Origin of the sequence: Streptomyces sp. NRRL S-31 (assembly GCF_000718775.1) — a bacterium.
Taxonomy (GTDB): Bacteria; Actinomycetota; Actinomycetes; order Streptomycetales; family Streptomycetaceae; genus Streptomyces.
On record NZ_JOCB01000104.1, the window covers coordinates 1 to 22051 of the forward strand.

The following is a 22051-nucleotide window of genomic DNA, read 5'->3' on the forward strand; positions in this document are numbered from 1 at the left end:
TCCTCCTGCGCGGCCGGTGGCAGGACGAGCTGGACGACATCCTCCCGGACGACCTCGAGTTCGCATGGGACCACGCATCCCCCTCAGCCGGTGAGCAGCCGGGAACAAGCAGCGGGGCCGGACAGGATGATCCGACCCTGTCCGGCCCCCCTGTCGTCGGATCAGCCGAAGCCGAGCGTCTCCTGCGCGAGGCCGGCTGGGGGCGGGGTAAGAACTCCCGAACCTGAGACAGCATCACCCGCCATGGGGTGCAGCCTTGCGACAGCGATCCGCCCGTGAATCTCTCGCCCCATGACAGCGTTCACCTCGCCCAGAAACGCCCCTGCCCAGTGCCAAAGCACCAACCCCTTGTCCAGCGCGACCGACTCTCACCGCCACCGACACCAACCCGAGGGAGCACAGGTGGAGCGGGACAGGCTTGTCCAGGAGCAGCTGGACGCGCGGGCCGATTCCTTGTCCTCCGCGTCGGGGCGGTCGACCTTGATCACGATGGAGGCGTCGTTCTTGATGGCCCTGGATTCACGCATGAGGCCGTCGTTGAGCTGAGTGGAGAGGTTCTTCAGTCCCCCTGGAGTCGCCGTCTGACCGGCGAACGTACGAGCCCCGCGATCCGGTCATCCTCGGCAGAGGCCACCGCTCCTCGTGTGGTCCTCATCCCGCCAGGGAATCCAACATGTACGCGCCCGTGCTAGGTGTGCTCTTGCACATAGCCAACGATGCACAGCATGCGGATCAAGGACTCGCGGGGGAGAGAGAAATGCTGATCGAACAGGGTTTCTACACACGGGATGTCCTCGCACCTGACAGGTTCTCCTATTGGCGCGAGCACATCTCCCAAACCTACGTGCCTATGGACGTCGACGGTGACCGCACAGCGGACACCACAGTGTCGCAGCGCATCCTGGCACTGGGAGCCGTGCAGTTGTGGACGATGGAACACTCACCGATGACGCTGCGGCGAACGCAGAAGCTGATCCAGCGGTCCGACCCCGAGCTCTACCACTTCTCGCTCAACCTACGAGGAACGATGGGGCTCACTGTCTCCGGTCACGAGACCGAATACGAACCGTACGACCTGGTTCTTCACAACACCTCACAACCCCACCACATTCGAGCGACCACCAGCCACGGCGAGGACACCGTTCTGGGGACAGGGCTGTTCATCCCCCGGATACTGCTACCACTGCCGGAGAACGCGATCAACTCACTGATCACGCAGCGATTATCGGGACGCGAAGGTATCGGGGCGCTGCTCGCCCAGTTCCTCACCCAGGCGACCCGAGACTCCGGCTCCTACCGGCCCGAAGACGGACCCCGTCTGGGGAAGGTGGCGATAGACCTGCTGTCTGCACTGTTCACCCACGCGCTCGACACTGGCAAGTCGCTCCCGCCAGAAAGCCACCAGCAGGTCCTGGTTTTACGCATCCGTGCCTTCATCCAAGCCCACCTGCATGATCCACAGCTGACCCCGCGCACCATCGCCGCGGCACACCACATCTCCCCCAGCTACCTGCACCGCCTCTTCGCGGACGAGGAGGAGACGGTCGCGGCCTGGACCCGCACCCAGCGCCTGGAACGCGCCCGCCGCGACCTCGCGGAGCCCGGCCTGCGCACTCTCCCCATCCACGCCATCGCTGCCCGCTGGGGCTTCCCCCGAGCCGCCGACTTCACCCGCGCCTTCCGCACCGCATACGGCATGCCACCCAGGGAGTACCGCAACCACGCAACGCTTCAGTCCGAGTAGACGCATCTCCAGCCGATCCAGGGCTCGTCTTTTCCCGCCGCCCGTGGCCGGGCGCCCGGCTGTGCGCCGCACGCCCGCTCCACGCCGCGGTCCCGGTCACGGTTCGGGCTTCCACACTCACCCGGTATCACAACCTGCTCGGGGAGTGCAGTACCTACGGGGGCGTTGAGGCTGCCAGTTCGACACACCTTGAGAGGGTGCTGTTCCACCGCCGCTGGTCTGCCCCAGTGAAGGCAACCCACTTCACCATTTCGAGCCGGCTTGTCCATTGCATGTCCACTGCTGGGCGCGGGCTCCGTTGCGCTTCGAGGAGTTCTCGATCTCCAAGCACTTGCCGCTGCGGGCATTGATGATGTACAAGTCGCCGGTGTCACTCTTGCCGACTCGCCATTTCGAGCCGGCTTGTCCATTGCATGCCCACTGCTGGGCGCGAGCTCCGTCACGCTTCGAGGAGTTCTCGATCTCCAAGCACTTGCCGCTGTGGGCATTGACGAAATACACGTCCACGCGACTTACGGATTTTAGGTGCCATTTCGAGCCGGCTTGTCCATTGCATGTCCACTGCTGGGCGCGGGCTCCGTTGCGCTTCGAGGAGTTCTCGATCTCCAAGCACTTCCTGCTGTGGGCATTGACGATCATGTACGTAGCGGCGTTGGCTGCGAGAGGTGCGTTATGCGCAGCCGCGGCGGTCGCGTTACCCGCGCCCACCATTGTGCAGCCGAGGGCAAACGCTGACACACCACCCAGGAGTGAATTGCGTAACGCGAACATTCTTGGTCCTTTCTGGTCGACCGCACCAAAGTGCAGCCGATGCCGACATCGTGTACGTGACAGGAGACAGCCCCACAGGTGGCAGCATCGACAGTCCATCCATGTGCAGCCACCCCCAGAATGCCGGGCGGCTCCCGGGAGTGTCGTTAGCGGTGAGTCCACGGTTTCCTAGCCGTGCGTCTACTCGATGCTTGTCAGTAGCTGGACACCATCGAATGCCAGAGGTCGAGCTGGTCGAGCCTCTCAGTCCTCTATCGGCGTGCCGGTGGCGTGCAGGTGCAGGACCTCGTGGCCAGCACCCGCGTCGTCGACATAAACGCGCTCGGCGCCCGCGCCGGTCACCGCCACGGCGCTGGACAAGCCGGTGGGGCAGTGGCTGGCCAACTGCCGCAAGACCGGCGGACTCGGCAAGGACCCGAAGCGGGCGGCCCGGCGCGCGGCGCAGCTCGTCGCGATCGATCCCGACTGGCAGCCCGGCCGGCCCGTCGACTGGCAGCACGCCTACGCCGCCGTCACCCGGCTGGTCGATCTCGGCACCGATCTGGCCGACGTCGTCCCCGGTGTCACGGCCGGCGGAACGGGCCTCGGGCGGTGGCTGGCACGGCAGCACGACCACGTCGTCTGGCAGGGGCTGGCCGCCGGGCAGCGTGAGCGGCTGGCCGCGCTCGGCGTCACCCCCCTGCCCCCACGGCAGAACACCCCCGCCAGGGCGCCCAGGAACGGCTCAGGCGGCTTCGAACGCGGGTGCGCCGCCTCGCCCAGTACACCGCCCGCACGGGCACCACAGGGCCCGTCAGCCGTTCCCACGTCGAGACCGCCACCATCGACGGCCAGGAACACGCGGTGAAGCTGGGGGTGTTCCTGGCGAACAGCAAAACCCGGCGCGCCAGACTCACCACCGACCAACTCCAGCAACTCGCCGCCCTCGGACTCGACTGGGCCAAAACCACACAGACACAGACGGAGACGGAAACGGCGGAGACCGTGCCGCCGGCCTTCTGCTCGGGCACGGCCTGGTCGTGCTGCTGATGCTCGGGCCCGGCCTGCTTGACGTCGGCAGCGCCACCTGCAGCATCCGAGGTCGACCCGCCCAGCCCGGTGGAGTGGTGGCGACCGCGGACTGACGCCCCGCCGGGACCGCGGTCGCCTGGTTCGACCACGCCTGAGCGCCGACCCGGTCTGCGGTCATTCCGCGTGTCGACGTGACTCCTTCAGCTCGCGGGAGACCTCCCAGGCGTCCGCGACGGAACCGACGTGACCCAGCTTGTCGGGGTTGAGCACCAGGCGGATCGTCTGGATCTGCCCGTCGAGCACATCGAGCCCCAGAGTGTGCAGGACCTTGCCGTCCCGGTCGCGGAAGATCGCACCGGGCCGACCGTTGATCGCGTGGGGCTCGGTGGTGACGTCGATGCGGGCCATCGCCGGGAAGACAGCGGCCAGCAGCCGGGCCACCTTCTCGGCGCCGATGATCGCCCTGGCCAGCTGAGGGGCCTTGCCACCGGCGTCGCCGACCATGGAGACGTCGGCGGCGAGCAGCTGCTGCAGGCCGTCGACGTCCCCCTCGCGCAGCGCGTCGAAGAACCGGCCCGCGAGCTCCTCGCGCTCCTTGCGGTCGGCTTCGAAGCGCGGCCGGCCCGCGCTCATGTGCCGGCGGGCCCGCACCGCGAGCTGGCGGCACGCGTCCTCCGATCGCCCGACCGCCGAGGCGGCCTCGGGGAAGCCGAAGTCGAACACCTCGCGCAGCACGAAGACCGCGCGCTCCAGCGGACTGAGCCGCTCCAGCAGCAACAGAGCCGCCGTCGACACCGAATCGGCCAGCTCGGCCGAGCGCGCCGGGTCCTCGTAGGGATCGGCGAGCAGCGGCTCCGGGAACCACGGCCCGACGTACTCCTCCCGCCGGACGCGCGCCGAGCGCAGCACGTCGATCGAGATCCGGGTGACCACGGCCGACAGGAAGGACTTGGTCGACCTTGGCTGCGTCGGGTCGGCCTCGAAGCGCAGCCAGGTCTCCTGAACCGCGTCCTCGGCCTCACTGACGCTGCCCAGAATCCGGTAGGCGATCGAGAACAACAGCGGTCGCAGTTCTGCGAACTCCTCGACCCTGCCCACAACCTGACCCCTTTCCGTCCGTCCGATGATCATTCGGCCCGCCGGCCGGTCAGCGTACGTCCCGCTGGCCGGTCGGCTACGGATATCCGCGACTTCGCAGTTGCTTCCGTGCTTCAGTGCCACTTCCCGGGCTGGTAGTCGCCCCCGGGCTGCCGGGTGATGATGTTCATCCGGTTCGCCAGGTTCATGAAGCCGACCAGCAGCACCAGGGCGGCAAGCTGCTGCTGGTCATAGTGCTTGGCGGCGTTCGCCCACACCTCGTCGCTGACGCCGTGGGCCGCGTCCGCGAGCCGGGTTCCCTCCTCGGCCAGCTCCAGCGCGGCCCGCTCGGCGTCGGTGAAGACCGTGGCTTCCGGCCACGCCGCGACCAGACCCAGCCGCACAGGATCCTCGCCGACGGCGAGGGCCTCCTTGGTGTGCATGTCGAGGCAGGCGGCACAGCCGTTGATCTGGCTTACCCGCACCGACACGAGCTCCTGCGTGGTGATCGGCAGCGTCGTGTCCCTGAGCGCCTTGCCCGCCGACATCAGGTACTTGAGAGCATTGCCGGTGCTCGGCTCGGCCACGAAGTCCAGTCGCGCGTCCATGGTGTGTTCCTCCGTGCTCATGAGTGGCTACACACCCGAGACGAGGCAGCTCGCCGCCCTGTGACATGGCATAAATGTGACCTGCATCACTAGCATGACCGGGTCTTTTCGCGGCGGACGCCACTCAAACCAGTGACGCGCGGAGGATGGGGCTAGGCGCAATACCGGTGACTTTGGTGGTTTCTGGTCGTTGGGTGGGTTGTGCCAAGGCCGGGTCAGGTGAAGTCGTCGGGGGTTGGTCGGTTCTCGGATCGGATCGCGTTGGGGGTGCTGACGCGGGTGTTTCCGCCGGAGTTGGTCGACGAGGTAGTCGCTGAGTGCGGCAGGGTCGAGCAGCGGACGCGGCTGCTGCCGGCACGGGTGGTGGTCTACTTCGTGCTGGCGATGTGTCTGTTCTTCGGGCAGGGCTATGAGGAGGTGGCCCGGCTGCTGGTCCAGGGGCTGGAGCGTGAGGGCCGGTGGGGGAGTGCCTGGCGGGTGCCCACGACGGCGGCGATCGGGCGGGCCCGGTTGCGGCTGGGGCCGGAGCCGTTGCGTGCCCTGTTCGGCCGGGTTTGTCGGCCGGTCGCGGTCGCGCACACGCAGGGCGCCTGGTACCGGCGATGGCGGCTGGTCGCGGTGGACGGCACGGTCTTCGATGTCCCGGATACCGCGGCGAACGCCCAGTTCTTCGGGCGTCCCGGGACCAGTCGTGGGCAGGGCCGTAGTGCGTATCCGCAGGCGAGGGTGGCGGCCCTGGTCGAGTGCGGCACCCATGCCGTGTTCGCGGCCGAGGTCGGCCCCTTGCCGCTCCACGAGACCGCTCTGGCCGAGCGGCTGTTCCCCGCACTGACGAAAGGCATGCTCGTCCTGGCCGACCGGGGCTTTTGCGGATTCGACCTGTGGCGGGCCGCGAAAGCGGGCGGAGCGGACCTGCTGTGGCGGGTCCGCTCCACCGCGGTACTCCCGGTGCTTGAAGCCCTCGACGACGGCTCCTACCTGTCGGAGATCGTTGCCGCGCGGGATCACTACCGGCGCGCGGACCCCGAGCGGGTGCGGGTGATCGAGTACACCCTCGGTCCATCCGGTGATGACGGCACCGTCTACCGGCTGATCACCACCCTCCTCGACCCCGGGCAGGCACCGGCCGGGGAGCTTGCCGCCCTCTACGCCCAGCGGTGGGAGATCGAGAACACCCTGGACGAGATCAAGAACCATCAGGGCGTCCCGGGAATGGTGCTGCGTTCCCAGCACCCATCGGGTGTCGAACAGGAGATCTTCGCGTTCCTGCTGGTCCACCACGCGCTGCGGGACCTGATGCACCAAGCCGCGCCCGATGCCGGGCACGATCCGGACCGGCTCTCCTTCACCCGCACCCTGCGCGTCGTCCGCCGCCACGTCACCGGGCAGGCGGCGCTTTCCCCCTCCCGACTGGCCCGGTCCATCACCCAGAGCCTGCGTGAGATCACCGAACGACTCCTGCCCGCACGACAGTTGCGCGCCAACCCACGCGTGATCAAACGCAAGATGTCCCACTGGGCCCTCAAACGAGCCGAGCACTACAGTCCACCAGGGCCACACGCCCCAGCGGTCCGGCTGGTCAGGCCGACCAGAGCTACCCCGACCACCCGGAAAACAACCTAAATCACCGGCATTGGGCCTAGGTCGCGTCGCGCATCGCCCGGGATTCCACGAATCCCCAGCTCAGCCCCACGATTCGGACGGCCCGGCACGCCGACTACTTCCCTGGGCGGCTGTCCGGCGAAGCACCGGCCCGGTTCCGCCGGCTCCTGGCGCTCCCGCTCGAGGACCGGGTACGACGCACCCGTCCGTTCTCAGGCGCTATCGGGGACGGGCGGCGGCGCGAGGCCGAGTTGCACCGCCGCCAGAGCGACCGCATCACCCACGCTCAGCCCCTCACCGCCATACCGGCCGGCTGCCGCCCGCAACGCCTCCGCGCGCACAGCCAAGCGCTCGGCGAGCGCGGCCTCCAGGAACGGTCAGCCCGCGGCAGCCACGCCGCCGCACCGGATAGTCGTCCATTCCCGCACCGTAGAGCCACACACGCCACCGTGAACGGCGCCCCGTTCGGCGGCGGCCGCGGCTTCGGCGTCTGGGCCATACACGGTGCCCGGCACGGCGTCGGCGAGCAGCTGGTCGATGCGCTCCCATTCCGCGAGCAGCGCCGGGCCGCAGAACCCAGGGCCGCCGCTTTCTCAGACGACCTGGCATCCCAGCAGGTCAACGGCTCGTCAGCTGGAGGCCCGCCGCGTGAGCGGCTGATGCGACGGGCCCGGCCATCACAGGTGACCAAGAAGCAGTTCGACGATCACCTCCCACAGAGCCTTGACGCTCAGTGCGACAGCGACGCGCTCCGCCATTTCGGACCACATGCTGGCCTGCTGGGTCTTCTTTTTGTTCTTGCGACCCATACCCATCTCTCACTCCTCTAAAGGAGCCCTACCGAGGTTAGAGCTCGGCGCCCGCCGGGCACCGGACCCACCACCGCCGAGACGTCCCGCACCCAGGACACCGACCCGCCGGCGCCGCACGCCCAGCTCGCCGCCGAACGCCTCCCAACCGACCCGGCCGCCACCGGTCCGGTGCGACGCCCGGCCGCCGAGCGCCGCACCCTCGGGGCCGGCCCCATCGTCCCCGGACAGTGACCGCGCGGCCGCGGCCCCGCCACAGCGAGACCCCGGGCCCCCAGGGCCCGGGGTCTCTACGTCAGCCGCGTGGCGGCGGGCTGCCACGGGCCGTAACGGGCCGGCAGGTGAGGCACCCACGGATGCGGAATGATCAAGATGAGTACGTACTTTCCGTCCCGTTCCGCCCATCGGGCTGTCCCGGACAGCGCTCCTACCAGGCCGGACAACTCCAGCTTGTCCCGGACACCTCTCCGCCCCTTCCGTGCACTGCGGTGTACTGGCAGAGTCCGGAGCACCCGGCCGACCAGGTGGAAAACAGATCCACCACCGGGTAGCGAGGAAGCAGAGGAATGATCATGTACTTATCTCGCGCCCTGGCCACCGCGGCCCTCGCCGCTGGCCTGACCTTCACCACTCTCACCACCACTGCCTCGGCAGCGCCCTCCGCGCCTCAGGAAGCACTTGCACGCTGCGGCTTCTACGGCGACGACGTGCCAGCACCCGCCACCATGCACTACAAGGCGGGCAGCTGGTTCCGCGGAGGGCCATACGCAGAGTGCGATGGGTACAAGACACCAAGCCAGGGTTGGGCAGCCGCCACCTGCTACTTCATCAACGACTACGGCTCGAAGTGGTACTACGCCTCCGATTGGAGGTCCTGGGTGTACAGCGGCAATGTGACCTTTCCCATCGACGGCGAGCCTGCGCCCACAAACAGGTGCTGAGCTTGGCCTTTATGATCTGAGTGGGTTTCGTTCGGCGATGGTTCCCAACGTTTGTCTCTGGCGCCCCGCCGGGGCGCCAGAGAGCGTTGACACTCCATGGCCCGGCGGCCAGGCAGCACACCGATGCTGCTCGTGCAGCGGGCCCGCGCTGCGCGAGCAGCGACGTCGTGCAGCAAACGGGTGTTCGTCTGCTGTACGGCGCCGCTGCCGATCTGATCGGCCAGCCGCCGGTCGGGGTGGTAAAATTCCCCGCATTCCTCGTCGACTTTGAGGCGTTCCACGGCTTCGCGCAGGGCGTCTGCCTGGGAAGGCCGCGGCTGATGCGGGCGGGTGTGGCGGTGGGCGAAGAGGATGCGCTACGGCAGCGGGTACCGGCGTGCGTCCACTGCCGGCCCGACACCGCCCTCGGCACCCACAGCTGACACCGGACAGCGGTGGTCGGCCGGCTGCCGGGGGAACCAGTACTCCCGGCCACGCTGCGGGCGGCGGACGGGGAAGGCATCACGCCATGACCTGGTCGCTGCCGGAGCCGACGCACGGACGCTTCAAGGGGCGCTGCGGGCGCCGACTACTTCCCTGTGACACCCCTGCCGGACACCCCGGGCCGCAGGTCGCACCCTGCAGTCCCGTCCTGGGACGCGCCCCGAGTCCCGTCCCAGGTCGCTTCCCGGGTCCCGTCCCAGGTCGCGTCGCGCATCGCCCGGGACCCCGCGAAACCCCAGCTCAGCACCACGATTCCGGACGGCCCGGCACGCCGACTACCTCCCTGGGCGGCTGTCCGGCGAAGCACCGGCCCGGTTCCGCCGGCTCCTGGCGCTCCCGCTCGGGGACCGGGTGGGCATCCGCCGCCAGGGGCGCCCGCCTGAGGCGAGGCGGTTACGGGTACCGGTTACAGGCTGGTGAGGGCGCCGGTCCGCGCGGCTCAGACCGTTGCGGGGACGGCCTCTTCCGGGCCTGTAACCGGTAACCGGTAACCGCTCGGCGGGCCGTGCAAATGCTGCGCCCCGCCAGCACGCCGACGACGACCAGGAGCACGAGCTGCTGCCCGGCGGGGCCGACGGGAGTTCACCGCCGCGCACGCGCGCGTCACGCGCGCACCTTGGGCCGGGCCGGAACAGGCAGCCGGGGCGGTGAAGACGGCCGCCCGGTGAAACGGCGAGCGGCGGCCCGAACGACGCACCCGTCCATTCTCAGGCGCTATCGGGGACGGGCGGTGGCTCGAGGCCGAGTTGCACCGCCGCCGGAGCGACCGCATCAGCCACGCTCGGCCCTTCACCGCCGCACCGGCCGGCTGCCGCCCGCAACGCCTCCGCGCGCACAGCCAAGCGCTCGGCGAGCGCGGCCTGAGGAACGGTCAGCCTGCGGCAGCCACGCCGCCGCACCGGATAGTCGTCCATTCCCGCACCGTAGAGCCACACACGCCACCGTGAACGGCGCACACACGCCAAGACCTCCCAAGAGGTGACCGGAGACGTGAAGAAGGACGCCTCGCCGCGCGATGATCAGGCGATGACCGATCGCCGCCCGCTGGGCACCGGACCCGCCACCGCCGACGCATCCCGCACCGAGGACACCGACCCGCCGGCGCCGCGCGCCCCGCTCGCCGCCGAACGCCTCCCGACCGACCCGGCCGCCACCGGTCCGGTGCGGCGCCCGGCCGCCGAGCGCCGTGCCCTCGGGGCCGGCCCCGCCGCGCCCGGCCCGCCGACGACTATGACCAGCAGCCGTACCGGCACTCACAGGGCCTGTCCGGTTGATCCTCCGGACTCCCATCGAGTCGGTCACGGACCACCCGAGTCGTCGGGCTCGACCACTCGGAAGCGTTCTGCAACGACAAGAGTGTCGTCATCAATGACCGGGGTGCGTCCCAGGTACTCGCTCAAGCCATCGCTCCGGAAGAACTCTTCGTGCGCTGCCCGCCACTCCGCCACGTCGGAGTAGCCGCGTCCCTCTGCTCGTGCGAAGTCGTCGTCGATCTCTTTCATGGGAACGACGCGCACGTCGACGAGCTCGATCGCGACGGCCGGACGACCTTCGGAATCAAGCACCCAGAATCGCTGTCCGGTCACCGGTACTGCCTCGCCGGCGTGTTCGTAGATCTCCAGGAGACCCGTGAGCGCGGTCTTCTGACCGCTCAGGATCGCCGCCACACCACGGTCACGTTCCGGACCCGGCAAGGCGAGTTCAAGAGTCGGAAGGTCGTCATGTCCCATCGAGCGAGGTTATGAAGCCCGGCCGCGTTGATCAAACCGCCAGTAGGCCCGCCGACCCCGCGCCCGGCGCCTCCCGACCGCCCCGGCCGGCGCAGGTCCAGGTAGCAGCACAGCCGTACGCCGGGCTCGCCCGGGTCCCGCGTCGTGTGCTGCGCAGGCGCCATCGCACAGCGGTCGACGAGCTGCTGCTGGAAGGCGAGGGCGGTCGCGTCATCGGCGGCAGGGCCCCACTCGCGCCCCACCCACCGCCCGGCGCCCGCCCCCGGGCAGCCGAGGACGGTAAAGGTGTTTGGGCTCGAAGACGTTCTGCGGTGCGCTCGGATGGGAGGTGGCCGCACAGGGCAGTACCTGTGCCAGGTCGCGGCGTATCCGGTCGGGCTTCAGGCGCGCAGGCCGTCCTGGGAATCCGGCGGACGATCCAGGGGTGGTGGTGTTCCGCCAGGGCGCGGAGCAGCTGGCGCTGCCGGGCCGGGAGGTCGGCGTAGTCCGGCAGGGGGTCCGGCAGCGGAGTGGGGAACAGTTCGGTGAGGGCTGAGCGTGCGGCGGCCTTCGCGGTCACGTTCGATGCGGGGCCGGCAGGCGGCGAGGGCCTCCTGCGGGGCATTTACGGGGAGAGTGTGCAGGGTCCGTTCGATGTGGCCGTGGAAGTCGCCTTCGTTGCGGACTGCGCAGGACCGGGCGCAGCGGGGCGGCTCAGGCTGACCAGCGGCACAGCACAGCGCGGCTCGGGGCCGGACACGGTGGTGGTGTTGCACCCGGGCGGGACGGGCGGACAGCGACGGCAAGGCAGCAGCACGGACCGGACCAGGACGGCGGCGGTCGACGGCCGAACCGCGCCGACCGGGGACCGTGGCCCGGGACAGCGCAGGCGCGGCCGGCGGCGACACGGGCGGCGCGAGCGCGGCAGCGCGGGGCGGACGGTGTCGGCCCGGACCGGACGAGTGCAACACGCGGCCGGGCGGCTGGCGGGGGACGGGCGGCCACGTTGGGCCGAGCGGCACGGGACGGGCGGGGAACGGACAGTAGCCCGGCTGGCAGCAGCGCCGCCCCCAGCGCGCACGCGCGCTATGACGGGGCCGGGTCGGCAACTGGCGACTGCGGACCGCGCGGATCGCGTGCAGTGCGCACGCGCGGACGGCGAGTTGCACGGTGACGGCCGGTTCGGGGACGAGCCGGGCAGGCGGGGCGTGGGCACGGCGACCGGAGTGGCCAACGGCAGGCAGCGGCAGAGCCCTGGGGCGGCGATACGGCGGCGCGGCGGGGCGGCACGGCGACGCGGGCCAGGACCGAGACGGAGTAACGGAGCTGGGCGCGGCGCCGCGCCGAGCGAGACGGCACGGTGGTCGGAGCCGGCGCCGCGCGGGACGACGAAGGAACCGGGACGACGAAGGAACCGGGACGACGGGGCGGCGGCCGGACGACGTGGAACACGGCGCCCGGGACAAGGCTCGGCGGCCCGGCTCGTTGAAAGCCGGGACGGGCCGAGGGCGGATGCACGAGGCGGGCGCAGCAGCACGGGGAGCGCGGAACCCGGGCCCGGCGGCCGGACGTGGGCGGGCCGGAGCAGCGGTGGATGCAGGTGAGGCGGCGGCCGGGGACCGGGCAGCGAGCTGGAGCAGCAGCACCGCAGCGGCGATCCGGCCGACGCAGCAGCCGGTGCGCCGTGACGGCTTCGCCGGATGGGCGCCGCCGTTCTTCCTCGCCGCCTCCCGGGCGACGGCGCTGGGCTCGGGCGGCTTCGATCGGGCCGGCCCGTCGTACGAGGCGATGTCCGGCTCGTGGAACGCGTGGTGGCTCAATTCCCGCATTGCAGCCGTCTGTCTCAGCGATGGCCGGCTGGATGACTCCCCGGGCCTAGCCGCGCGCGGGAGGGTGGCTGGAGCGGACGTCATACTGGACGCCGCCGCCGACGTGCCGCACCTCTTCCAGTCGTTCGCCGGCGTCCTGGACGAGGCGGGCGACGCACTGGGCCGCGTGGCTCTCTTCCTCGGCCAGCGTATGCACGCCGCAGGCGCGGCCCACACGTCAGTGAAGTAGGTCCAGCCCCGGCGCGCACCCGGGCCGGTGCCGCCCGGGGCGCGAGGACGGTGGACGGCGAACGCGCCGGTGCACGTCGCACCGAGTCCGGCCGTCCCACTGTCAGACCCCTGTGATGCACTGTTTTCGATCAGGAGAACAATCACCGGGGGAGGCCGTGATGGGGTCGTACGACGCACCGGACGAGGAGGTCCACAGGGCGGCGGTCGCCGCGGTCGACCTGTTGCGTCGCCTGGCTGCCGAAGAGAGCCAGGGCGACCCGCCGCTGCCCGCCGATGCCGACGTCGTGCGCTTTCTGGGGCGTACTCCCGCCCACCGGTACCCCCGGTCTGTCGGCCGTCCTGAGTGGCTGGCCGAGGCCTGGCTCCGCTGCGGCCTGCCGGCGGACGCCCAGGTGCTCCGCCCGCATCCTCCGGCCGACGGCGGCGAGGCACTTGAGTCGTTGCGTGACGACGTGGCGGCCGGCCCGCTCGCCGCTGATCGCCGCTGGGCCAACGTCCGCAGGCTGTCGGCCGCCTATGAGGCCGGGACGCTCGCGGTGAAGGACGTCGTTGAGACGTACCCTGCGCGCTGGACGATGCCGATCGGCGCGCAATTCGAGCGCAGCCGGGCGCGCCGTGCCTTCGAACTCGAGGTGCGCAGACACCTCACGGCCTCGCTGGGGACCGATCCGGCCTCCTGGCGCAAGCTGCTCACCACCGTCGACGCCCTGTGCCGGCCCGGTGGAGCGGGCCCGGACGCCCTGCTCGGCTGGCCCGCGTTGGTGCGGCGCTGCGCGGACACTGTGGCGGTCGCGCCCGCCCGCCTGCTGCCCGAGCAGCAGCTGACGGGAGAGAAGACGGCGGACCAGTTGCTGCGCGCCCAGTGGTGGTGGCCGACGGGCGAGGTGCTCCTGCGGTGCGAGGCCGAGGTTTTGGACGCCCTGATGTCGGAACTACCTGCCGGCACGGGCACGTTGCTGGCGCAGTATGTGCTCGCCCTCCGCCGCGGTACGCCCAGGGCGGTCCTGGAACACCTCCTGCGCAGCCGGGACCGGGAGGCCCTGCTCGTGCTCGCGCGTGGTGCCGACCTGACCCGGGGCACCGCGCTGCGGCTGCTGGCGTGCGGCGATCCGGAGATCCACCTCGCCGTCCTGGACCTCCACTTCCACGTGGGCCCCGAGGAGCGCCGCGCGGTCCTCGCCGACCCGTCGGTGCCGCTCGCGCCGCACGTGGACCGCATCCCGTGGAACGCGCTCCCCGACTGCCTGCACGCCGCCGAGCCGGAACTCGTCGAGGCGGCGTTCGCCAGCAGCCACCGGTCAAAGTTCGGCATGCCCGAGCAGCTCACGGGCTGCCTCAACCTGCTGCGGCACGCGGGTCCGGCCCGGTTGGCGGCACTGCTCGACACCGGGGTCGTGAGCCCGACGGTCACCCGCGTCTGCCGGAAGGCGCTGACCGCCGCCGACCCCCTCACGGCCCTCGGCGCCCGGGTGGACAAGGAGCTGACCACCCAGAAGCTCTCCTCGCGCCTGCGCCATCTCGGTCCGCAGGCCGGAGCGGTCGCCGCCGACCGGTTGATGCAGCTCTTCCCGGACCCGGACTGGGACCACCTGGAGGCGGAGCACGCCCGTGAGCCCTTCCGGTACTGGTCACAGATGGTCAACCGCCCCGGCACACCACCCGGCGTCGTGGCCCGCCACCTCGACGCGGTACGCCGCGACCACCGCAGGCACCGGTCGTACGTGCGGACGTGGATCACGGACGGGGGCACACCGCAGGGCCTGCTGGACTTCAGTACCGACCAGGACACCTGGCAACTCGACGAACTGCTCGCGGAGGGGGTCGTGACGTCCGAGGACCTGCTGCGGCGCGTGGATCGGGGCCCGTGCGTACTGCGCCTCCTCGGTGACGCCCAGTGCCGGCCGGATGCTCTCCCGCAGCTCGGGGAGGCGGTGGAGAAGCTCAGAGCCCTGGTCCGCACCCACCTGCCGGCGACGGACGACGCCGCCTGGCAGCGGCTGTACGGGCGGCTGGCGGGCCGCGACCCACGTCGTCCCGAGCGCGGCGCGATCGAGGAGCTGCTGGCCGCCGCGTGAGGTGGTGTCGGCCGTGGGGCCGGGCCGTTTCGGTGCCGGGTCCGGCGGCCCTCAACCCGGCACGGTGATCCGGCGTGAGCGGCGGCCGAGGCGCTGCCACAAGCGGCGGTCAGAGAGTCGAACGGGAGGAGTCGTCCCGGTGAGGCGCACGCGCGCCACCGCGCCCCATGCGGCATCAAGGGGGCGCGGCTTCTCGGCCCTGATGTCCCCCGCGGGGGACGACGTCCTCGCCGGCCTGTCCGGCCGGGCCTGGCGGGAGATCCAGGGGCGGGCACAGGACGTCGCCGCCTGCGTCAGCACGCGTGTCCAGGAGCGCGGGTCCGTAACAAGCAAGCGGCTCCGCTCGCGTGACCGGCGGGGGCGCGGCGGCCCCGCCAGGGCCTGTGTGGGGCTGTGGTGGGCGGCCTGCCCGCCGGATGTCCGGCTGTCAGGGCTCGTGACGCGGCCGGGGAGGACCGGCTGGTCAGCCGGCCAGAGCCCGCCGATCCCTGCTGTCTTCTCGACCGAGATGCACGCGGGTTGCCGGTGGCGACCCTACTTCAGTCCTTCCTTGACCGTTTACCGGCTTCGAAGTCGGTCAGTGGCTTCGTCGGGGTGTCTGGGAGCGGAAGCTGTGGCCGAGTTCAGGGCCCAGTCCGTAGTAGTGGCGGAAGTTGTAGATCAGGGGGCTCCAGGCGGCTGGGTCGATGTGCTGGGAGCCGGGGACGACGATGCGCGGGTCGGCGTGGACCTTGAGCACATGGGCTTCGATGATGAGGAAAGCCCCGGAAGCGTCGGGTTGGACCCGTGCGGCGCGGGCCTCCAACTGGATGGGGCATTCGGCGGCCCTGGGTGGCCGGACCAGCTCGGAGGGTTCAGGTCGCAGGCTGGCAGCGGCGAACTTGTCCGGCTCGAAGCGGAAGGCGCCGCGCTTGTCCACGGGTATCGGCGTGCGTCCGGTCAGCGGCGCCAGCCGCTCCACCGCCGGCCACTGGGCCGGCGCGGGGAGGTTGACCACGAGATCGGGTCGGCTGAGGAGATTGTGCGCGGTCTGTCCCTCGGGGCCCAAGCCGAGGACGATGACGTGGCCGAGTGCCCAGGCCGAGGACATCGGCGCCAGGTTGAAGGAGCCGTTCTCGTTCTCCGTCGAGAGCAATACGACCGGCGTGCCGAAGTACAGGATGCTCGGCTCGATGGCCACATGGGCGGCCGACGTGCTGTTGGGCGTGGTGCCGGGTGTCGCGGTGTTCATGAGAGCCCACCGTAGAGTGAGGACTCTTCGGCCCTCGCCGAAGGATCGCCGGTGAATGATGGACGACGATGAGAAACCATGACGCGCACGTGGAAGGCCCGGACCTGGCCGCTCTGGCCGGACTCCTGGCGGACGGCACCCGCGCAAGCTTCTGCCTGGCCCTCCTGGACGGTCGTGCATGGACCGCGACCGAGTTGGCGCGTCATGCCGGGGTGGCCGCCTCGACCGCGACCGAACACCTGAACCTCCTAGTCGGCGGAGGGTTGCTCGCCCAGGAACGTCAGGGTCGTCATCGCTACGTCCGCCTCGCCGATCCCGAGACGGCCCAACTGATCGAGACCCTTGCCTCCATGGCGCCCCGACGCGCCACTCCGCCACGCTCACTGCCCGCTGTCAATCGGAGCCGGGCGCTGGCCCGCGCCCGGACGTGTTACGACCACCTTGCGGGCGCCCTCGGGGTCGCCATCACCGAGGCGATGACCGACCGCGGGCTGCTGGACTGGGAGCAGGGGCCGACGCTCACCGGCAACGGGATCGCCTGGCTGGCCGACCTCGGCATCGTGCTGCCACCCGCCACACGGCGTCCGCCCGTCCGATCGTGCCTGGACTGGACCGAACGCCGCCCTCACATGGCCGGTGCCGTCGGTGCAGCCATGTGCCGTCACGCCTTCAGCTCTGGTTGGATCACTCGGATCGGCACCAGCCGCGCCGTCGCTCTCACCGAGACCGGTTGGCGCGCGCTTCGGGACCACCTCGGCCTGTCCGAGGAGACGCACACTCCTGCGAGATGAACACCGACCGAGGGCAAGCGCGTCGGCCGGCCGCCGCAAACTGGCTGATCCAGCACGGCCTCAACACGCCAACCGCGGCGCCGTGCACACCGGCGGCTGCTGGGCGCCGGCCCGGAGCGGCCGGTGCCGCCAGGCCACCCGCGAGGAAGCCCACGACACGCTGCGGCAGCGGGTGCCGACCTGCGTGCACTGCCGGCCCGACACCGCCCTCGGCATCCACAGCTGACACCAGACGGCGTCGGCCGGCTGCCGGGGGAACCAGTTCACCTCGCCGCGCTGCCAGCGACGGGCGGGAAAGGCATCACGGCATGACCTGGTCGCTGCCGGAGCCGATGCTGACCGTGCCCGTAGACAGCCCCGACCTGCCCGCCGGGTGGGCGGCGGAGCCGAAGTGGGACGGCTACCGCGCCCAGCTCGCCGTGTACGGGGACGGGCGGGTGCTGCTGCGCTCGCGCCAGGGCACGGACATGACCGGCTCCTTCCCCGCGATCCGGGCCGCGGCTCTCGCGCAGCTCCCGGCGGACACCGGGCTGGACGGCGAGCCGGTGGTGTGGGAAGCCGGCCGGCTCGCGTTCGAGCGGCTCCAGCAGCGCCTCGCCCACCGCGGAGCCGGTGCAGATGAGGCGGCGCGCCGGTGGCCGGCGCACTACGTGGTGTTCGACCTCGTGCACGCGGGCGGGACCTGACCGGCCGGCCGTATGAGCGGCGGCGCGCGGCGCTGGAGGCGCTGTTCGCGGACCGCGGCCTGTCCGCGCCGCTGACGCTGTGCCCGTCGACCACCGACCCGGTGGAGGCGGGCGGGTGGCTGGAGTGGACGGCGGCTGGGCTGGAGGGGCTGTGCTTCAAGCGCCTGGACGGACCGTACGTCGCAGGCACTCGGCTGTGGCGGAAGTACAAAGTACGGGCCACCACCGAAGCAGTGGTCAGTGCCGTCACCGGCTCCCTCGCGGCGCCCCGAACAGTGCTGCCGGGCCGCTACGACACCGCGAGCCGCCTGCAATACACCGGACGCAGCACCACACTGTCCCAGGCCGCCGGCCGCGCACTGGCCGACGAGCTGACCCCGCCGAAGGGTGCGCATCCGTGGCAGGGATGGACGTTCTCGGCGGGCTGGGGCACGCAGCGCACGCTCGAGGTCGTCCTGGTGGAGCCCGAGGTGGTGACGGAGATAGCCGTCGACGTCGCCCGGAACAGCGCGGGCACATGGAGGCACCCTGTCCGGCCGCACCGCATCCGCCCGGACGTCGACGCGGCGCGGGTACCACTGTCCGGCGAGGACCCTGCCTCACCATGAGCAGAGGGGTGACGCCGGAGCGCGGCGCGCAGGTCGGCGATGTGCTGGTCGCGGGTGTCGGTGGTGGAGCGGGCGGGGTGTCCGTCCGTGGGCTCTCCTTGGCAGGTGATGCGGGCGACGAGGGCGGTGGCGTTGTCCGCGTACGGGTCGGTCGGTTCGTGCGCGCGCCGGATGGCGTTGTCGACCAGACGCTCGGCTGCGGTGTGTGGGTCGCCGGTCAGGTAGCCGCCAAGGTCATGGCCAGCGTCCTCGTGGAGTTCGTAGGCACCGTCGGAGGCGAGCAGCAGCCAGCCCGGCCGGGCCGCGAAGGTACTCGATGGCCGGGTGACCCCAGAGGCGTTCGGTCTCCTCGTCGCTGCGGGCATCCCCGAGGCAGGCGGTGATCAGATTGCGGTCCCCGCCGTCGCACGCCCGGCGGGCGTTGTGGTCCTCGGTCAGCAGGCGCAAGTGGCCGTCGAGGAGGAGGCACGGGCGTCGCCGGATCAGGCGACCGAGAAAAGGCCGCCGGGGACGTGGACGGCAACGACGGCCGCCGCGCAGGGCAGGTCGTGGCCGACGGTGCCGGGCGGGATCGGCGGCGTAGTGGTCATACTCGGCGCGCAGCCCGGCCTCCGCATCCGCGCTCTCGGTGGCGGCATGGGCCAGGCGACGAGCGGCGGTACGGGTCCAGGAGCGGACGGCCGGGGTGTCGCCGACGCCGTCGAGCAGCGCGTACGCGCGGGTGCCGTCCGGCATCGTGCACACGGCGGTCGCGTCGCACTGGAAGGCCCGGTCGCCGGGCCGCTGTGCGGTGGCGTACGACGTCACGGCCAGGTCCTCGTCCACGTCCTCGTGCATGCGGCAAGCCTTCCAGAACGCGGGGTCCGGCCGAAGCGCTTCGCGAGGGCGCCCGTGCCCGGACGGGTGACTCCTTCCTCGCGTACGCGGACGCAGCCCTGGCGGCGTGGGCCCAACTCGCCTATCTGCTGGGTGAATTAACATATTTCATATATTCTGACACGTTCTGTCCGCCGTTTCCGGTGAACGAGCGAGAGGTCATCTCATGCGACGAACCGAGTACGACGCGGGCCGGGCGGCCAAGCGCATGAAGGTGCCCGCAGCAACCTTCCGGTGGGCCCGGCACACCGGCCTCGCCCCCGCCCCCGACGTGTCGTCGTCCCGATGGTCCCGAGCCGCCGTGGAGGCGATGAACGCCGACGCCATCCAGGCCGCCATGCCCGTCCCGCCGATCGGCGGCGGCGCGGTGGCGGACCGGATCGCCGCCGCGCTCGGCACCCCCAACGTGATCGGCGAGAAGGCGAACGTGACGGTGTTCGTGGTGCGCCGGTTCGTCGACCGCGGCCTGCTGGCCGACCTGAGCACGACCCTCGACGGGACGCTGCACCACCCCCGCCAGGTCGACCAGGTCTGCCAGCGCGAGGACCTGGCGGACCTGGTCGCCGCCGACAGCCCGCTCGGACCCGAGCAGGCCGCCGCCCTCCTCCGGGTGCACCGCGTGGACTTCGACCACATGGCGCGGCTCGGCTGGATCCGCTCCCCGCAGTCGATCGAGGTCCGCTTCGGCACCAGCCGGGCCGGGGCCGTCGACGTCGCTCTACACGACTGCCTCCGTCGACGCGGTCGTTCCTGCTCACCCGCGAAGGTCGGCTGGAGGCAGCTGCGCGCCGTGGAGAAGGACCGGCGCTCCCCGCTGGCGTCACTGCGCCCGGAACCGGCGGCGGCATCCGCGTAATGCTTGCCGGAACGGCCCTCGCACCCTGAACGTCGGGTGCGAGGGCCGCCTCCTTTTGTCGCCGTGGTCAGGGCGTGTCGCCGGAGTGATAGAAGCGGCGGCTCACCCCGGGGCCGGGAGAGCGCGGCTCGCCGGGGCGCGGGTCGTACAGGGCACGGCCGCCGGGCCACCGCACGAGCTCGGTGGACAGGGCGACGCCGTCGTCGACTTCCTCGGCCCGCCAGCCGGTGATGTCGAGCAGCAGGCCGTCCAGCGGGCCGCCGACCAGTTCGGCGTAGGTCCGGTACGGGAGCGGGCCGGGGTCGGGATCGTCGTGGTCGGCGCCGTAGACCCGGCGGCGCAGCAGCTGTTCGTCTTCACGGTCCATCCGTTCGGCCTGGCAGCCGCCACGGACAACCGGGCAGAAACAGAGGGGCCTGGCCGGGGTGGAGGCCGGGCCCGCCGTGCTCACCGCGGTGTGGGCGGCACGGTCAGCGCCCGCCGGTCCTCGCCCTGGTCCGCGACCCGCCACACCGGCCGGTCGGCCCCGTCGCGAGTGAGCCGGTGCAGGGGCGTCGTCGCCACGGTCATCCCGGTAGCCACGTTCGGCGGCGCGGTCGTGGAAGGCGGCCACCCTCGTGTCCGAAGCCGCGCGGCGTGGGGCCGGGGCGGACCGGCGGGGAGCTGACGGCCTCCGCCTGGGGCTCCTGATCTGTCCGGTGTTTTGTTCGGCCACGCGAGGTCACCAGCTGGGGACCGTGCGCAGGTGGGCGCGGGCGAAGCGGTTCGCCGGCTCGGTGAGCGGCGCCGCTCCTTCCGTGTCGCCGAGCTCGTCGGCGACGTCCTCGAACGCCGCCGTGGTCGGCCCCTTGTCCGCGGTCTGACGGCGGCCGGTAGCGGCCGTGGTCAAGGGAGAACGCGGCAGTGGTCGGGGCGGTAGCGGAGCTGGACAAGGGGTCACGGTCGGGCCGACCACGCCGAACAAGAGGGCCGCATTTGACCCGTTCAGCCCCAGTTAGTCTGGTTCGATTGGGCAGGGAGAGTTCTCTGTCCACAGGCCAGCCAGCCGAGCATGCGGGAACGACGCCGCGAGTCGCGTGGCGGCCATCGCGAGGAGAGCGTGATGCCGTACCTGATCCCGCCCCGTATACCGCTGACACCCGAGCAGGTGGAGCGGGGCTTCGACTACCCTCCTGGCACTGCAGACGGGCGGCGGCGCCTACGCCGCTGGGCGGGTGGAGGCGACCCCGGAGCTGGCGTTCATCCTGCTGCGGCTCGCCGAGGACACCATCTGGCACGTCACGGCCGTGGACGGGGAGACCGACGGTCCGTGCGCGGACTCCTTCGCCCTGGACGAGGTCGGATGCGTGCTGCTGTCCGCGCTGCGGGACTGGGCACGGGACTCCCCCGCCACGGCGGTGTTGGGCATCGCCCGCAGCATCATCCGGTTCACGGCGAACGTCATCCCGGACCCCGAGCACCCGGAAACCGCCGACACTTTGGAGGCGATGCGCGACGAGCGCCCGGTGCTGGCGCACGCGTTCCACTCCACACCTGACGCCCACCGATGTCCTCGGATCGGTCGGCGGCGCGGGAGTACGGACCCCACCTCAATCCGGTCGAAGGCATCTGGTCCAGATCGGAGATCATTTATGGGAAACCTTACCTGCGTTCTGGCAACTAATTCCGGTCAAGAAGCATGGAATTGGTGTCATGCTTCCATCGCGTCTGTATAAGTGATCCTTGTCAGAGCCTTTCAGGCAAACCTCCTAGGCGAGTAGGGAGATGGCGATGCGATTGAAGCGCGCAGTGGCGGCCGTCGGAGCCGCCGGTGGCCTGTTGCTGGGTGGTGCTGTGGTTACCGCCGGGAGTGCAACAGCGGTTGAGGACACAGCAGTCGATACCTGCGGGACATCCGGGGTAGGGACCAGGACCGGAACGGGGTCTTGTACGGTCTTCCCCAAGGAGTGGCGACTCGGGATTCGGTGCACGAGCGGCGAATACCAGTGGTCCGCCTGGTATTCCTACACTACGACAGCCCGGCTCACCTGCGTCAGTGGCACGGTCACGAATGTTTGGACCGACACCCGGTGAGTTCCTGAAGTCGATCGATAGGGGTGGACGCGAACTTGGC

25 protein-coding genes and 1 pseudogene are annotated in these 22051 nt (G+C 70.9%); 14 read left to right on the forward strand and 12 right to left on the reverse strand.

The window, feature by feature from the left end; translation table 11 throughout:
- A partial coding sequence (locus tag IF37_RS45305) for a hypothetical protein (protein ID WP_037857494.1) occupies nt 1–227 on the forward strand: 227 nt, incomplete at its 5' end.
- 530 nt (nt 228–757) lie between these two features.
- Nucleotides 758–1744 (forward strand): helix-turn-helix domain-containing protein, encoded by a 987-nt coding sequence (locus IF37_RS0131765; RefSeq protein WP_030750488.1) that lies wholly within the window; start codon nt 758–760, stop codon nt 1742–1744.
- A 243-nt stretch (nt 1745–1987) separates the two neighbouring features.
- On the opposite strand, the gene IF37_RS42815 is transcribed toward IF37_RS0131765, so the two are convergent.
- Nucleotides 1988–2515: an RICIN domain-containing protein gene (locus IF37_RS42815; RefSeq protein ID WP_158727421.1), complete on the reverse strand. Its 528-nt coding sequence runs from the start codon at nt 2513–2515 to the stop codon at nt 1988–1990.
- 364 nt (nt 2516–2879) lie between these two features.
- Between IF37_RS42815 and IF37_RS45310 the strand changes: the two genes are divergently transcribed.
- Both IF37_RS45310 and IF37_RS45315 read left to right on the forward strand, forming a co-directional pair.
- Nucleotides 2880–3362, forward strand: a complete 483-nt coding sequence (locus IF37_RS45310) for a helicase associated domain-containing protein (RefSeq protein WP_216725862.1) — start codon at nt 2880–2882, stop codon at nt 3360–3362.
- Nucleotides 3359–3544, forward strand: a complete 186-nt coding sequence (locus tag IF37_RS45315) for a hypothetical protein (protein WP_216725863.1) — start codon at nt 3359–3361, stop codon at nt 3542–3544. The genes IF37_RS45310 and IF37_RS45315 overlap by 4 nt, the downstream gene beginning before the upstream one ends.
- 156 nt (nt 3545–3700) lie before the next feature.
- Here the strand turns inward: IF37_RS45315 and IF37_RS0131780 are convergent, their stop codons facing one another.
- Both IF37_RS0131780 and IF37_RS0131785 read right to left on the reverse strand, forming a co-directional pair.
- The gene (locus IF37_RS0131780) at nt 3701–4624 is read right to left on the reverse strand and encodes an RNA polymerase sigma-70 factor (protein WP_030750494.1); all 924 of its coding nucleotides are present in this window, start codon (nt 4622–4624) and stop codon (nt 3701–3703) included.
- Between the two features lie 113 nt (nt 4625–4737).
- Nucleotides 4738–5211 (reverse strand): carboxymuconolactone decarboxylase family protein, encoded by a 474-nt coding sequence (locus tag IF37_RS0131785; protein WP_030750497.1) that lies wholly within the window; start codon nt 5209–5211, stop codon nt 4738–4740.
- A 201-nt stretch (nt 5212–5412) separates the two neighbouring features.
- Here IF37_RS0131785 and IF37_RS0131790 point away from each other — a divergent pair.
- Nucleotides 5413–6615 (forward strand): annotated as a pseudogene (locus IF37_RS0131790) (IS4 family transposase); the annotation flags it as partial.
- 875 nt (nt 6616–7490) lie between these two features.
- Here the strand turns inward: IF37_RS0131790 and IF37_RS46480 are convergent.
- Nucleotides 7491–7622, reverse strand: coding sequence for a hypothetical protein (locus tag IF37_RS46480; protein WP_301540364.1), 132 nt, complete (start codon nt 7620–7622; stop codon nt 7491–7493).
- Between the two features lie 566 nt (nt 7623–8188).
- On the opposite strand from IF37_RS46480, the gene IF37_RS0131800 reads away from it, so the two are divergent.
- Nucleotides 8189–8563, forward strand: coding sequence for a hypothetical protein (locus IF37_RS0131800; protein ID WP_030750503.1), 375 nt, complete (start codon nt 8189–8191; stop codon nt 8561–8563).
- 167 nt (nt 8564–8730) lie between these two features.
- Complete coding sequence (locus IF37_RS0131805; protein WP_030750506.1) at nt 8731–8985, forward strand: hypothetical protein; 255 nt, start codon at nt 8731–8733, stop codon at nt 8983–8985.
- A 768-nt stretch (nt 8986–9753) separates the two neighbouring features.
- Here IF37_RS0131805 and IF37_RS44665 read toward each other — a convergent pair.
- The 3 genes from IF37_RS44665 to IF37_RS46105 form a co-directional block, all read right to left on the reverse strand.
- A complete protein-coding gene (locus tag IF37_RS44665; RefSeq protein ID WP_158727422.1) occupies nt 9754–9960 on the reverse strand; it encodes a hypothetical protein in 207 nt (68 codons plus the stop codon).
- A 384-nt stretch (nt 9961–10344) separates the two neighbouring features.
- Nucleotides 10345–10776, reverse strand: coding sequence for an ASCH domain-containing protein (locus IF37_RS0131810; protein ID WP_030750508.1), 432 nt, complete (start codon nt 10774–10776; stop codon nt 10345–10347).
- Complete coding sequence (locus tag IF37_RS46105; RefSeq protein WP_253915913.1) at nt 10698–10940, reverse strand: DUF6207 family protein; 243 nt, start codon at nt 10938–10940, stop codon at nt 10698–10700. The genes IF37_RS0131810 and IF37_RS46105 overlap by 79 nt, the downstream gene beginning before the upstream one ends.
- 1405 nt (nt 10941–12345) lie before the next feature.
- Here IF37_RS46105 and IF37_RS0131820 point away from each other — a divergent pair.
- Nucleotides 12346–12813: a hypothetical protein gene (locus IF37_RS0131820; protein WP_030750511.1), complete on the forward strand. Its 468-nt coding sequence runs from the start codon at nt 12346–12348 to the stop codon at nt 12811–12813.
- A 160-nt stretch (nt 12814–12973) separates the two neighbouring features.
- Complete coding sequence (locus IF37_RS43930) at nt 12974–14890, forward strand: hypothetical protein (RefSeq protein WP_030750514.1); 1917 nt, start codon at nt 12974–12976, stop codon at nt 14888–14890.
- Nucleotides 14891–15467: 577 nt separating this feature from the next.
- Here the strand turns inward: IF37_RS43930 and IF37_RS0131830 are convergent.
- Nucleotides 15468–16121 (reverse strand): flavin reductase family protein, encoded by a 654-nt coding sequence (locus IF37_RS0131830; protein WP_030750517.1) that lies wholly within the window; start codon nt 16119–16121, stop codon nt 15468–15470.
- 68 nt (nt 16122–16189) lie between these two features.
- Here IF37_RS0131830 and IF37_RS0131835 point away from each other — a divergent pair, with 68 nt between their 5' ends.
- The 4 genes from IF37_RS0131835 (at nt 16190) to IF37_RS39950 (ending at nt 18206) form a co-directional block, all read left to right on the forward strand.
- Nucleotides 16190–16912: a helix-turn-helix domain-containing protein gene (locus IF37_RS0131835; protein WP_030750520.1), complete on the forward strand. Its 723-nt coding sequence runs from the start codon at nt 16190–16192 to the stop codon at nt 16910–16912.
- Between the two features lie 82 nt (nt 16913–16994).
- On the forward strand, nt 16995–17138 hold the full coding sequence (locus tag IF37_RS45075; RefSeq protein ID WP_173457048.1) for a DUF6233 domain-containing protein: 144 nt from the start codon (nt 16995–16997) through the stop codon (nt 17136–17138).
- A gap of 82 nt (nt 17139–17220) precedes the next feature.
- Nucleotides 17221–17598, forward strand: a complete 378-nt coding sequence (locus tag IF37_RS46110) for a hypothetical protein (protein ID WP_253915910.1) — start codon at nt 17221–17223, stop codon at nt 17596–17598.
- Complete coding sequence (locus tag IF37_RS39950) at nt 17547–18206, forward strand: hypothetical protein (RefSeq protein WP_253915911.1); 660 nt, start codon at nt 17547–17549, stop codon at nt 18204–18206. Before IF37_RS46110 ends, IF37_RS39950 begins: the two co-directional genes overlap by 52 nt.
- 234 nt (nt 18207–18440) lie before the next feature.
- Here the strand turns inward: IF37_RS39950 and IF37_RS44670 are convergent, their stop codons facing one another.
- Entirely contained in the window at nt 18441–19043 is a 603-nt protein-coding gene (locus IF37_RS44670; protein ID WP_030750523.1) for a hypothetical protein, read from the reverse strand.
- 205 nt (nt 19044–19248) lie between these two features.
- Between IF37_RS44670 and IF37_RS0131855 the strand changes: the two genes are divergently transcribed.
- Nucleotides 19249–19938, forward strand: a complete 690-nt coding sequence (locus tag IF37_RS0131855; RefSeq protein WP_030750526.1) for a hypothetical protein — start codon at nt 19249–19251, stop codon at nt 19936–19938.
- Nucleotides 19939–20005: 67 nt separating this feature from the next.
- Here the strand turns inward: IF37_RS0131855 and IF37_RS0131860 are convergent, their stop codons facing one another.
- The 3 genes from IF37_RS0131860 to IF37_RS0131875 form a co-directional block, all read right to left on the reverse strand.
- Nucleotides 20006–20305: a hypothetical protein gene (locus tag IF37_RS0131860; protein WP_030750529.1), complete on the reverse strand. Its 300-nt coding sequence runs from the start codon at nt 20303–20305 to the stop codon at nt 20006–20008.
- A gap of 354 nt (nt 20306–20659) precedes the next feature.
- The gene (locus tag IF37_RS44675; RefSeq protein ID WP_158727423.1) at nt 20660–20827 is read right to left on the reverse strand and encodes a hypothetical protein; all 168 of its coding nucleotides are present in this window, start codon (nt 20825–20827) and stop codon (nt 20660–20662) included.
- 309 nt (nt 20828–21136) lie between these two features.
- Nucleotides 21137–21382, reverse strand: a complete 246-nt coding sequence (locus IF37_RS0131875) for a hypothetical protein (RefSeq protein ID WP_158727424.1) — start codon at nt 21380–21382, stop codon at nt 21137–21139.
- Nucleotides 21383–22051: the final 669 nt, after the last annotated feature.